We start from the raw sequence: 13,748 nt of genomic DNA on the forward strand, positions 1-13,748 counted from the left end.
TGGAACTAGAGCCTGAAGGTTATCGACTTGAGCGAGGTGAACGCCTCGACGCCGGCCTGTCCGAGTTCCTGGCCCCAGCCGGACTGCTTGTAGCCGCCGATCGGCAGGTTCGGGTCATACACGCCGTGGCAGTTGACCCACACGGCGCCGGCCTTGAGCCCGCGTGCAATGTGATGTGCCGTCGAAATGTCCCTGGTCCAGACGCTCGAAGCGAGCCCGTAGACCTCGTGGTCGGCCAGAGGCAGCACATCGTCGATGTCGTCGAAGGGCACCGCGCAGACCACGGGCCCGAAAATCTCCTCCCGCTGGACGGTCATGTTCGGGGTGGTGCCGACAAGCACGGTGGGGGAATAGTAGTAGCCGGCTTCGCCGAGCGCGCTGCCGCCCAGGGCGACGTCTGCGCCGGCCTTGCGCCCCGCATCGACGTATGAGGAAACCCGGCGCCGCTGGACATCCGAGATCAGCGGCCCGATTTCCGTCTCCCTGTTGAGGCCGGCGCCGATGCGAATGCGCGACGCATGATCGATGATCCCGCTCACGACCTTGTCGAAGGCGGAGCGCTGGATGAACAGCCGCGAGCCCGCGACGCAAACCTGCCCGCTTCCGGCGAAGATGGCATTGGCGGCGCCGGGGATCGCCAGGTCCATGTCGGCGTCGGCAAACACGATGTTCGGGGACTTGCCGCCGAGCTCCAGGCCGACCCGTTTCAGATTGCCGGACGCCGCCTGCACGATCGACTTGCCCACCTGCGTCGAGCCGGTGAACGAGACCTTGCCGACCATCGGATGTTCGGCCAGCGCCGAGCCGACAGGGCGACCGAAGCCGGTGAGAATGTTCACCACGCCCTTCGGGAAGCCGGCTTCGATGACGAGTTCGGCCAGCCGGATCGTGGTCAGCGGCGTCTGTTCCGCCGGCTTCATGACCACGGTGCATCCGGCGGCGAGCGCCGGCGCCAGCTTGAAGGCGACCTGGACGAACGGGAAGTTCCACGGGACGATCAGGGCCGCTACGCCGATCGGTTCGCGCCTGGTGAAGCTGTGATACGCGTCGCTCTGAAGCGAGAGATCGATCGTACGGGCGGAAAGCTTCGTCGCCCAGCCGGCATAGTAGCGCAGGGCCTCGACCGGGAACGGAATGTCCAGCACCCGGGTGACGTTCAAGGGCCGGCCGCTGTCGAGGCTTTCCAGTTGGGCAAGCTCTTCTGCATTGTCGGCGATCAGGTCGGCCAGCTTGAAGATCAGGGCGGCGCGGGCCACCGGCGCCATGTCGCGCCAGCCCGTTTCGAAGGCGGCATGGGCGGCACGCACCGCGGCGTCCACGTCCTGCGCGGTGGCGGATGCGAAATCACAGATCTTCCTGCCGGTCGCCGGATCCTCCGAGGCGAACGTGCCGCCGTCGGAAGCATCGCAGAACTCTCCGTTGATGAAGAGCTGCTTCGGACGCGCGGCGAAGGCGCGGGCCTTGGCCGAGAGCTGTGTTTCGGGGTCGTGAGTGAGCAGGGCCTTAAGATGCACGTTCATGGTTATCCTCCTGGTAGGTTCGTTTCACCGGGTCGGCTCGGAGACGCGGGCTCGTTCTGGGTCATCAGCGATCGATGCCGTTGCATTCCGTTAGGCCGCTCGATCCTCAAGCGATCTCAATCCCTTTCGAGCGGCGCGCCGGATCGCCGCACAACGGCGTTCCGTCTCAGACATCTGCATAGGTTTGCTCGTCCGGCTGAGCACCGGGATGCGTCACGGCCCCTTGAAAGGCCGGGCCCACCTGCTGTGCATATTTCCATATCGCACCGGAGCGGTAACGCCTGTCCTGGGGCGGGCTCCACGCACGCGCGCGCGCCTGAAGCTCGTCATCGCTCAACCGGACGTCCAACGTCCCCGCGACCGCGTCAATGTCGATGATGTCGCCGTCGCGCAGGAGGGCGATCGGGCCGCCGACGCCGGCTTCCGGTCCGACATGACCGATGCAGAAGCCGCGCGTTCCACCGGAGAACCGCCCATCCGTGACGAGCGCCACCTCTCCGGATGTATCCTGGCCGTAGAGCATGGCGGTGGTCGCCAGCATTTCCCGCATTCCGGGGCCGCCCTTGGGGCCCTCGTAACGGATGACGATTACATCGCCCATCTCGTATCTGCGGTCGCGAACCGCGATGAATGCGTCTTCCTCATTGTTGAAGCAGCGCGCCGGACCGCTGAATTTCGTCTTTGCCAGGCCGGCCACCTTTACGACGGCACCCTCCGGCGCCAGATTCCCGCGAAGCGCGATGACACCCCCGGTCGGGCTCTTCGGCGCGCTGACGGGAAGGACGACATCCTGGTTGGGGTTCCATTTCACGCCCGCCAGATTCTCCGCGACCGTCTGGCCTGTCACGGTCATGCAGTCTCCATGAAGGTAGCCGCCGTCCAAAAGGGCCTTCATCAGAAGCGGAACGCCGCCGATATCGTACATGTCCTTGGCAACGTATTTGCCGCCCGGCTGCAGATCGGCGATGTAAGGGGTGCGCTGGAAAACTTCGGAGACGTCGAACAGATCGAACTTGATCCCGCATTCATGCGCGAGCGCCGGAAGGTGCAGGGTCGAATTCGTTGATCCGCCGGAAGCGGCGACAACCGCCGCGGCGTTTTCGAGCGACTTGCGGGTCACGATGTCGCGCGGGCGGAGCTGCCGCATCACCAACTCCATGATCTTTTCTCCCGACACGACGCAAAGCGCGTCGCGGCTGAAATAGGCGGCGGGAGCGCCAGACGAATACGGCAAGGCGAGGCCAATGGCCTCCGAAACGGCTGCCATGGTGTTCGCGGTCGCCTGCACGCCGCATGATCCGGAGGTTGGGCAGGACACCCTCTCCATCTCCTCGAGCTCTTCGGCGGACAGTTCGCCCACGGAATATTTGCCGGCCGCCTCCACCATGTCCTGAACCGTTATCGACTTGCCGCGATACTGAGCGGGCAATTGCGATCCGCCGTAGATGAAGATGGAGGGCACGTTGAGCCGGATCATGGCCATCATCAGTGCCGGCAAGGTCTTGTCGCAGCCGGCGAGACCGACCAGAGCGTCATAGGCATGACCCCGAACCGTCAGCTCGACGGAGTCGGCAATGCATTCCCTCGATGGCAGCGAAGCGCGCATGCCCTCGTGGCCCATCGCCAGGAGGTCTGTTACGGAAATCGTCGCGAACTCGCGCGGCGTTCCACCGCCGCGGATCACTCCGCGCTTTACGGCTTGCGCCTGGCGCATCAGAGAAATGCTGCAGGGTGCTGCCTCATTCCAGCACGAGACCACACCGACAAAAGGCTGATGGATCTCCTGCTTGGTCAAGCCCATCGAGTATAGCATCGCCCGATGCGATGCGCGCTCATACCCCTCAGTCACGTGCCTGCTGGGTAGGCTTTGCTTGGCAGAGCGATCGACTGTCATTCCTCCTCCTCGTTCCCTTACTGGTCGTACAAGCGCTTTCGTAGAATCGACCCTTTGCGCCCAGTTCAACTCCGGTGCCCTGACCTATCGTTTCTATCCGGTCGGTTTGGTTCCGCGTCGAATGGCGGACACATGTACGCCACCTCCAAATTCGATGTTATCGACCGATCAATATAATGTCTACAAAAAATGAAATAATCTTTTTTGAAATGAGAATGCGCGTTCGCCGCCTTTGTCTATCGGCATGGGTAATCAACCCGAATCAAAGGCTGTCGCGGAGGCAGGCATAGTCCCCATCACGAATGCCGATAGAGACGGCCTTTTGTTTTGGGCATGATCAGCTGTTCGAAGGCCGCGAAATGGCCGCCCTTGAGGAACTCGTTCCAGTAGAACAGATTGGTGCCCAGAATATCTCACGCGGGAAGCGGCCATGGGCAAAACCACCGCCTGATCCCGTCGCCTCCGAGGGGCGCACTCCAGATTGGGGGTCAGTTTTGAAAGCCGTTTGACACGGACAACGATGTGAAATGCATTTCCCGGCCTGCCGCCGTGTCGAGTCGGCTCGGTCAGTGGTTCTATGATCTCGAAGAACTCAATGGGCCCGACCAGCCATGGGTCAGAGCGATCGGAAGTGCGACGGCATGCGATGAGCGGATGTGAAGGAAGTGAATGCCGTACCCATCGATCGTCGTGCGAAACCGCGGATAGATTGAGACGGGCTTCGACCTTCCGCCAGTCGTAATGATCGCGCCAGGAGTTGAGAAACGCCTGAGCCTTCGCCAGCGGTTACACCCTGCGTCTGGTCGCTGACCGGCTTCTTATCCGGTACTCGGGCGGCGGCGAGGCGACGCTTCAAATCGTCGAGATCGTATTGCGCAACTGAAACTGTGCGTGGGCGTGATTGCTTCGCTTGCGGAAAGCGGTCCCTGTGACTGCGCGGCCGACGTCATGACCTCAAGATTCTCCTCGCGAAATCACGAATATGGTATCGCGCGAATCGCGGCGATGCTTCGGTCCGAGTGTCTGTTCCGAAAAAGAGGGTGAGTGATCTCGGGTTGATGGATTTCCTGCGTTGTCAGGCCCAAAGAGTGCAGCATCGCCGATGCGATGCGCGCTCATAACCTGCGGTCAGGCTCGACTGGTAGACGTTACTTGGCAGAGCGCTCGACTCGATCGACCCGAACTGATTCTGTGACCGACGACGGAGCGCGAATTCGTAGCCTCCACACGCTGGCGAACACGTTACAGAAGTCAAAAAGTCGATAAAATTTTAAACATCTTTTTTTATATGAAAGATGAGTGTACCTCTGGCCGTGTCTCTCTGTCGTTGATGGCACTTTGCCAGGCAAGGGCTGATTTGGACAACGCATACCGCACGGGCAATTGCCGTCCCGGGATTTTGCGCAACATTTACGCCCCGGAGGACCTCGCCGTGCCCATCTCCAAGATCCTCGTCGCCAACCGTTCCGAAATCGCCATCCGCGTCTTCCGCGCGGCCAATGAACTCGGCCTCAAAACCGTAGCGATCTGGGCGGAAGAGGACAAATATTCGCTCCATCGCTTCAAGGCGGATGAGAGCTACCAGGTCGGGCGCGGACCGCATCTGGCCAAGGACATGGGTCCGATCGAGAGCTACCTCTCCATCGAGGAAGTCATCCGCGTCGCAAAGCTCTCAGGCGCCGATGCGATCCATCCCGGCTACGGCCTGCTCTCTGAAAGCCCCGAATTCGCCGAGGCATGCGCCGAAAATGGCATCACCTTTATCGGCCCGAAGCCGGAGACAATGCGCCGGCTTGGAAACAAGGTCGCGGCGCGCAATCTCGCCATCGAGGTCGGCGTGCCGGTCATCCCGGCGACCGATCCACTGCCCGACGATGCGGAAGAGATCAAGAGGCTTGCCAGGGAGGTCGGCTACCCCGTGATGCTGAAGGCTTCCTGGGGCGGCGGCGGGCGCGGCATGCGCGCCATCCGCGGCGAGGCCGACCTGCTACGCGAGGTGACGGAAGGCAAGCGCGAGGCAAAGGCCGCCTTCGGCAAGGACGAGGTCTATCTCGAAAAGCTGATCGAACGCGCCCGCCACGTCGAGGTGCAGGTGCTGGGCGACACGCATGGCAACGCCGTCCACCTGTTCGAACGCGACTGCTCGATCCAGCGCCGCAATCAGAAGGTCGTGGAACGCGCCCCAGCGCCTTACCTCAACCAGGCGCTACGCGAGGAATTGTGCGGCTACGCGCTGAAGCTCGCCAGGGATACGCACTACATCGGTGCCGGCACCGTCGAGTTCCTGCAGGACGCTGATACCGGAAAATTCTACTTCATCGAGGTCAATCCGCGCATCCAGGTCGAGCACACCGTCACCGAGCAGGTGACCGGCATCGACATCGTCAAGGCGCAGATCCACATCCTCGACGGCTTCGCCATCGGCACGCCGGAGTCGGGCGTGCCGGCGCAGAAGGATATCCGCCTCAACGGCCACGCCCTCCAGTGCCGCATCACCACGGAAGACCCGGAACAGAACTTCATCCCGGATTACGGCCGCATCACCGCCTATCGCGGCGCCACCGGTTTCGGCATCCGCCTCGACGGCGGCACCGCCTATTCCGGTGCGGTCATCACCCGCTACTACGACCCGCTGCTGGAGAAGATCACCGCCTGGTCGCCAAGTGCCCCAGAGACGATCGCCCGCATGAACAGGGCGCTGCGCGAGTTCCGCATCCGCGGCGTCGCGACCAACCTGACCTTCCTGGAAGCCATCATCAACCACCCGAGCTTCCACGACAATTCCTACACGACAAAATTCATCGACACGACGCCGGAACTCTTCGCCCAGGTGAAGCGGCAGGACCGTGCAACGAAACTGCTCAACTATCTCGCCGACGTGACGGTGAACGGCCATCCCGAAACGCGAGGACGGCCGATGCCGAAGGCCGATGCCGCGGCGCCGAAGGTTCCATATCTCGACAAGCCGGTCGCCGACGGCACCAAGCAGAAGCTCGACACGCTTGGCCCGGAAAAATTCGCCGCCTGGATGCGTGCCCAGAAACAGGTACTGGTCACCGACACCACCATGCGCGACGGCCACCAGTCGCTGCTGGCGACCCGCATGCGCACGCATGACATAGCAGGCATCGCCGGCACCTATGCCCGCGCCTTGCCGCAATTGCTTTCGCTGGAATGCTGGGGCGGCGCGACCTTCGACGTCGCTATGCGCTTCCTGACGGAAGATCCCTGGGAACGCCTGTCGCTGGTGCGCGAGGCGGCACCCAACCTGCTGCTGCAGATGCTGCTGCGCGGCGCCAACGGCGTCGGCTACACCAACTATCCCGATAATGTGGTCCAGCATTTCGTCAAGCAGGCCGCCGAGGGCGGCATCGACCTGTTCCGGGTGTTCGATTGCCTGAACTGGGTCGAGAACATGCGCGTCGCCATGGACGCCGTCGGCGCCGAGGGAAAACTATGCGAAGCGGCGATGTGCTACACCGGCGACATCGGCGATCCGGATAGGGCCAAATACGATCTGAAATATTACGTCGGCCTCGCCAAGGAACTGGAGAAGGCCGGAGCACACATCCTGGCGGTCAAGGACATGGCCGGTCTGCTCAAACCGGGCGCGGCGCGCGTGCTGTTCAAGGCGCTGCGCGAGGCGACGGATCTGCCGATCCATTTCCATACGCACGACACATCAGGCCTGTCGGCCGCCACCGTGCTCGCCGCCGTGGACAGCGGCGTGGACGCGGTCGACGCGGCAATGGATTCCTTCTCCGGCAACACCTCGCAGCCCTGCCTGGGCTCGATCGTCGAGGCGCTAAAGGGCACCCAGCGCGACCCTGGTCTCGATCCGGAATGGATCCGGAAAATCTCGTTCTACTGGGAAGCGGTGCGCAACCAGTATTCGGCGTTCGAAAGCGACCTGAAGGGCCCCGCTTCGGAGGTCTACCTGCACGAGATGCCGGGCGGCCAGTTCACCAATCTGAAGGAACAGGCCCGCTCGCTAGGACTCGAAACCCGCTGGCACGAGGTGGCGCAGGCCTATCACGACGTCAATCTGATGTTCGGCGACATCGTCAAGGTCACGCCTTCGTCGAAAGTCGTCGGCGACATGGCGCTGATGATGGTCAGCCAGGAGCTTTCCGTCGCCGATGTCGAGAACCCGGCCAAGGACATCGCCTTCCCCGACTCGGTCGTCTCCATGCTGCGTGGCGACCTCGGCCAGTCGCCCGGCGGCTGGCCGGAGGCCTTGCAGAAGAAGGCATTGAAGGGCGACAGGCCGATCACCGTGCGTCCCGGCTCGCTGCTGAAGGCCGCCGACCTGAAGAAGAGCCGCAAGGAAGTCGAGGAAAAACTCGGCCGCAAGCTGACGGAGCAGGAGTTCGCCTCCTGGCTGATGTATCCGAAAGTGTTTTCGGACTTCGCCGGCGCGCAGGAGACCTACGGTCCGGTCAGCGTGCTGCCGACGCCGATCTATTTCTACGGCATGAAGGCCGAGGACGAGATTTTCGTCGACATCGAGAAGGGCAAGACGCTGGTCATCCGCTGCCTCGCCATCGGCGAGGTCAACGAGAAGGGCATGGTCACCGTGTTCTTCGAGATCAACGGCCAGCCGCGCCGCGCCAAGGTGCCGGACCGGGCGCACGGCGCCTCCAACGGCAAGGCCCGCCGCAAGGCGGAGCCGGGCAATGACGCCCATGTCGGCGCGCCAATGCCGGGTGTGATCTCGGCGCTCGCGGTCAATGCCGGACAGGCGGTGAAGGCCGGCGACGTGCTGTTGTCCATCGAGGCGATGAAGATGGAAACGGCCATGCACGCCGAACGCGACGGCACGATCGCCGAGGTGCTGGTGAAGACCGGCGACCAGATCGACGCGAAGGATTTGATAGTCGCCTATTGCAGATGAATGGAGCTCAGGTCCGCGGGATGAAAATTACGCGATCGCGACGTAGCAGTGTCGTGATATGCGTATTGTCGATGATGTTTGCAGCGGCGACCATCATAGTCTGCGCGCGTAGCGCTGGCGTGTTCGCTCTTTTGCGCCTGGCCCCGGCACGGTGCGGAAAGCGGTATGATCGACCGGCAACCCACTGATCGCGTCGATCACCACGGGTCTGGCGCGAAATGCGCATTCCCCCACGTCTGAAGCATCACAATCACCAGCCGGAAATCCTGACCACGTTGGGTCAGCAGATACTCGTCCCGGGCCGGCCGCTCGCTATAGCGTCGCTTTTCGAGCAATCCGGCCACGACAAGCGCCTTTAGTCGCCCCGTCAAGATGTTGGGGGCGATGCCAAGGCTTTCCTGGAATTCGTCGAAGCGCGTCCGGCCATTGAGGACGTCCCGAAGAATCAGGATCGTCCACCGTTCTCCGACGCGCGCGAGGCTGCGGGCAATTGGGCGCCGCATGCGCCGAAACCTCGATCTTACCCCCTACGACCGAAAATTTTCTATGGCGGAGGCGCGGAGGGCTACACCGACTATCCCGTCTTCTCCGGCACGCCCTACCCTGACAGCTCCCAGAAGGGATGGTGACTCCGTCAGCGCGCCATTCCTGCGAGAGCCGATTGACCTTGCACCGATTGCGACGAGGACATCCAAGGCTTCCCTTGTCGGCTATCGCTCTATGCTTGTCGATAAAATAAAGATGTTTCCATAATATGTAGACTTTATCGTCTAGGCGCTCTACGGTTGAAACTCAAGAACACCGGCATGTGTGGTGCGCTTTTCTTACGCTCCCTGGCTTCGTAGCCATAGTTCATGATCGGTCTGTCGCATTTCTCGGCCCGGCGTGTCGGGTGATAGTTCATGGAGGATGAAACGATGAAAAAGAAGGCCGAGTGGCCACGCCAACTACGATCCTATGAGTGGTTCGGAGGCAAGGGCAAGAACGCGATCATGTGCCGTTCCTGGATGAAGAACCAGGGCATGCCAGGCGACACGTTCGATGGACGCCCCATCATCGGCATTTGCAACACCTGGTCGGAATTGACCCCGTGCAACGCGCATTTGCGCGAGTTGGCCGAGCGCGTCAAACGAGGCGTCTATGAAGCAGGCGGGTTTCCGGTCGAGTTCCCCGTCTTCTCGACCGGTGAAAGCACGCTGCGCCCCACCGCGATGATGTTCCGCAACCTGGCGGCCATGGAGGTCGAGGAGGCGATCCGGGGCAATCCCATCGATGGCGTCGTTCTGCTCGGCGGCTGTGACAAGACCACACCCGCGCTTCTGATGGGGGCTGCGTCGGTCGATATTCCGGCGATCCTCGTGTCCGGCGGTCCGATGCTGAACGGCAAGTGGCGCGGCAAGGACGTCGGGTCGGGCACGGCGATCTGGCACTTCTCGGACATGGTGAAGTCCGGCAAGATGTCGATCGACGAGTTCATCGATGCCGAACAGGGCATGGCTCGGTCGGCAGGCAGTTGCATGACCATGGGCACCGCCTCGACCATGGCGTCGATGGCAGAAGCTCTTGGGATGACACTGCCCGAAAACGCCGCGATCCCGGCGGTGGACGCGCGCCGCCGCGTCATTTCGCAGCTTACCGGCCGTCGCATCGTCGATATGGTCAAGGAAGACCTCAAGCCGTCGGATATATTGACGAAGGAAGCCTTTGAAAACGCCATTCGCGTCAATGGCGCGGTTGGTGGCTCGACCAACGCCGTCATTCATCTTCTGGCGCTGGCCGGACGCGTTGGCGTCGATCTGTCGTTGGAGGACTGGGATCGGTTGGGCCGCGATGTGCCGACGATCGTCAACCTGCAGCCTTCCGGCAAGCACCTGATGGAAGAGTTCTACTATGCGGGCGGCCTGCCCGTGGTCATCAAGGCGCTGGGTGAAATGGGCCTGCTGCACAAGGATGTCATGGCCGTCAGTGGCGATACGATTTGGAACGGCGTCAAGGACGCCGTCAACTACAACGACGAGGTGATCGTTCCGCGCGAAAAAGCGCTGACCCAATCCGGTGGAATTGCGGTTCTGCGCGGCAATCTCGCGCCAAAGGGCGCGGTCCTGAAACCGTCCGCCGCATCACCGCACCTTATGCAGCACACCGGCCGCGCCGTGGTCTTCGAGAGCATCGAGGACTACCACGCCCGCATCGGCCTGGACGATCTCGACATCGACGAGAGCTGCATCATGGTTCTCAAATACTGTGGTCCGAAAGGCTACCCGGGCATGGCCGAGGTCGGCAATCTGGGTTTGCCGCCGAAGCTGCTGAAGAAGGGCATCCGAGACATGATCCGCATATCGGATGCGCGCATGTCCGGCACGGCGTACGGCACGGTCATTCTGCACACTGCGCCGGAGGCTGCGGACGGCGGTCCGTTGGCTGTCGTCCAGAGCGGCGACTTGATTTCGGTCGACGTGCATGCTCGCACGATCCAACTTCAGGTTTCCGATGCGGAATTGGCGAGGCGTTTGGGGGGGTGGGTGAAGCCAGACCTGCCCATCACAGGCGGATACGGTCTGCTCTACTTGAACACGGTCCTGCAGGCCGATCAGGGCGCCGACCTCGATTTTCTTGTCGGCAAGCGTGGGTCTGCAATCCCGCTGGATCGAAACGGCCACTAGAAAGCCAAGCGCGCATACACAGCCGTATACGAGGGAGACGCACTGGTATCAACCTGCCGCCATTGGCATGGTGATGCATAATGAGACCTGAGCGCGGGTTGGCTGGGCGACCGCTGTCTCCATTTGAGGCGTGATGGCACGGTCATGCTGTCGCGTCAGCCTTTTGGCTTTCGACACGACGTTGGCGTCTCACCGCGCCGTTGCGACAATGCTGATCGTGCGTTTGAGGTTGTAGGCGGATGGCGGTGATGCGGACTTGCACGGCAACTTTGGCAAGGCCTCGCCATCGCATCCGTCGTAGGCCGTAGCTGCGCTTCCACGTGCCGAAGATCTTGTCGATGCGTGCCCGAACGCGATGGATCCGCCGGTTCCAGGCATCAAGGCGCTTGAACGTCTCGGCTTCGTCGCGTCTTCACATGCCGGTGGCGACAATACGCGGCACGCCACACTTGGCCCGCACCGCGAACCGAAACGGCTTCACTGATAGGCGCTGTCGGCGAACACCTCACCGGGGACGTCGGGCAGAGCCTCGGCGCCGGCCTTGCCGTGATTGATATTTGCCGGCGTGATGGCGACTTCCTCCACCAGGGTCGTATCGGCATCGGCGCCGACGTGAGCCTTGAAGCCGTGGACCGCAGGCTTGCCCTTGTGCTTGACCCAATGAGTCTCGCAATCGTCTTCGCTGGCCGAGGCGATGATGGTGGCATCGACCAGCGTGCCGGCCTTCACCCGGATCGCCTTGGCCTTGAGCTGGGCGGTGATCGCGTCGAACAGCACCTTGTCCAGTTGCCGCTCCACCAGGGTCTTGCGGAAGCGCGCGAAGGCCGTGCGTTCAGGCATCGGCTCCGATGACGAAAACCCGCAGAAGGTCCGGAACGAGGACCGGTCATCCAGCGCCTCGGCAAGCTTCACGTCCGAAAGGTTGTACCAAACCGAGAGCAGCATCGCCTTCAACAGCGCCAGCGGCGAGTAGCTATTTAGGCAGCTTCACCCTTGGCCGCGCTCGATATCCCGACCAGCAGGCGCTCGATCCGCACCCAATCAATCACCCCACCCAGATCGTCGAGCAACCTCTGCCATCTCTGAAGCCAAAGCTCTCCCGGCAATCCGACGACGAGATATCGCAAACCTCCCTTGCTCGAATCAAAGGATCACGAGCACACCACGCCGCCCAGCCAACCCGCGCACAGTCTCATACCACTCGCCTAAGGCGAGATCTGCTAAAGCTGCGATTAAGCAAAATGGTTGATCACGCCCTCGACGAGGACAAAACAAAGGACACGCATCATGGTCTCCCGCCACAGGCGGGAGAATAGGCAGTAGACTCTCCGATGAGAGCCGGCGGTTTATTGCTTCTAGAGCAATAAATAGAAGATGACCAAAGAGACCGGCAGAGATACAGCCAATACAATCATATTTCCTAAGGCAATTTCCTTGTAGGCAGCCCTCTCATCTCTGGCATTGGTTGTGACGGGCACAACAACTCCACAGCATTCGACGTACTCGACCGATTGCCTCGCTATTATCGTTGGCATTTATTCCTCCCTTGAATACCCGACACGTTCAAACATCCTCGGTCGGCGTGATTTCAATAGTGCCCCGCTGTTCATCCCGGCCGAATACGATCACGTCCGCCCCGGTGGAGCACATCCCTCTAGTCGATAGCTTCTCGACGGTCCGCTCGGAAGCACGATCCAGACACACATTCAAACCGCCTTTTTTTAGCCCACTTCCTCAATTCAACGCTTGGCCTCTGTCTCTTCCCTATTTGTATAGCCAACGCCGAAATTGTCGAGGAAAATCTTTTTTATGGAGTAATGATGGAGAAGGATCGCGGGATGGGCGGTGCGCCGGACTCCATCCCACGTGGCCAGTGGCTCAATTGGGACGGGAAAGAGCGCCCGTGCTCGTTAACGAATACCACCGGCAAAAAGTCTTCGATTATACATTGAGTCGCGTCGTGCTTTTTTATAGACTTTTCCGGCACCTAGGATCCAGACGATGAACCAATCAAGCCTCACAGAGGCGACCTATCAGAAACTGCATGCCTATGTTCTGGGCGCGCAGGTGAAACCGGATGGAAAATTGAAGATTGCAGAGCTGGCTCAATCCATGTCTGTCAGTCCCAGCGTTATACGCGAGGGACTGTCCCGGTTGGTGGCGGATGGCTTGGTCGTGGCCGAGCCGCAGCGCGGCTTCCGGGTGGTTCCTTTCGATAAATCAGAGGCCTACCACCTGTTCGAGGCCCGCATCGAAATCGAACGTCTCTGCCTGACCAACGCCATCGAGCACGCCGACCTGGCTTGGGAGGGGCGATTGGTGGCGGCGCTTCACGAACTCGCCAAAACACCCGAGGAGCGTGGTCAACGTGGCAGCGTGTCGATCGACTGGCTCAAGGCTCATGCCAACTTCCACAGCACGCTTGTCAGTTCCTGCCGCAATCCCTGGTATATCAAGATCAGGGCCAATCTCTATCAGCACAGCGAACGCTATCGGGCCCTTGCGCTGCAGCATCCGCGCACCAGCCGGGACCTGCACGCCGAACACGAACAAATCGCCCACGCCGCCATCGACCGCGACATTCAGACTACGTGCGCGCTTATGACCGTCCATCTGAAACGCACGATCAACGAGTTCGTCTGGGAAGATAAGCAAGAGACTGCTGCATAGCAGTGCGAGGCATGAATGTCCTTGGCTGGTCTTCACTGGAGCCAGCAGCGGGTGATGATATTGGCTCCTTCGGCACGACCCCTCGCTTATTTGGGGACAAGACGCCG

General features: G+C 61.3%; 7 protein-coding genes. 3 read left to right on the forward strand and 4 right to left on the reverse strand.

Going from position 1 to position 13,748, the window contains the following annotated elements; translation table 11 throughout:
* Nucleotides 1-5 precede the first annotated feature (5 nt).
* Together DZG07_RS19815 and ilvD are read right to left on the reverse strand one after the other, a co-directional pair.
* Complete coding sequence (locus tag DZG07_RS19815) at nt 6-1,520, reverse strand: aldehyde dehydrogenase family protein (RefSeq protein ID WP_119820029.1); 1,515 nt, start codon at nt 1,518-1,520, stop codon at nt 6-8.
* Nucleotides 1,521-1,686: 166 nt separating this feature from the next.
* The gene (gene ilvD / locus DZG07_RS19820; protein ID WP_119820032.1) at nt 1,687-3,414 is read right to left on the reverse strand and encodes a dihydroxy-acid dehydratase; all 1,728 of its coding nucleotides are present in this window, start codon (nt 3,412-3,414) and stop codon (nt 1,687-1,689) included.
* Nucleotides 3,415-4,846: 1,432 nt separating this feature from the next.
* Between ilvD and pyc the strand changes: the two genes are divergently transcribed.
* On the forward strand, nt 4,847-8,308 hold the full coding sequence (gene pyc / locus DZG07_RS19830; protein ID WP_119821912.1) for a pyruvate carboxylase: 3,462 nt from the start codon (nt 4,847-4,849) through the stop codon (nt 8,306-8,308).
* Between the two features lie 197 nt (nt 8,309-8,505).
* Here the strand turns inward: pyc and DZG07_RS19835 are convergent, their stop codons facing one another.
* Entirely contained in the window at nt 8,506-8,811 is a 306-nt protein-coding gene (locus DZG07_RS19835; protein ID WP_162931669.1) for a helix-turn-helix domain-containing protein, read from the reverse strand.
* Nucleotides 8,812-9,225: 414 nt separating this feature from the next.
* Here DZG07_RS19835 and DZG07_RS19840 point away from each other — a divergent pair, with 414 nt between their 5' ends.
* Nucleotides 9,226-10,971, forward strand: coding sequence for an IlvD/Edd family dehydratase (locus tag DZG07_RS19840; RefSeq protein ID WP_119821914.1), 1,746 nt, complete (start codon nt 9,226-9,228; stop codon nt 10,969-10,971).
* A gap of 477 nt (nt 10,972-11,448) precedes the next feature.
* Here the strand turns inward: DZG07_RS19840 and DZG07_RS24370 are convergent, their stop codons facing one another.
* Complete coding sequence (locus DZG07_RS24370; protein ID WP_197716884.1) at nt 11,449-11,916, reverse strand: transposase; 468 nt, start codon at nt 11,914-11,916, stop codon at nt 11,449-11,451.
* 1,056 nt (nt 11,917-12,972) lie between these two features.
* On the opposite strand from DZG07_RS24370, the gene DZG07_RS19850 reads away from it, so the two are divergent.
* Nucleotides 12,973-13,641, forward strand: coding sequence for a GntR family transcriptional regulator (locus DZG07_RS19850; RefSeq protein WP_119820035.1), 669 nt, complete (start codon nt 12,973-12,975; stop codon nt 13,639-13,641).
* The last annotated feature ends 107 nt before the right edge of the window (nt 13,642-13,748 follow it).

Source organism: Mesorhizobium sp. DCY119 (assembly GCF_003590645.1).
In the GTDB taxonomy this organism is placed as follows: Bacteria; Pseudomonadota; Alphaproteobacteria; order Rhizobiales; family Rhizobiaceae; genus Mesorhizobium_M.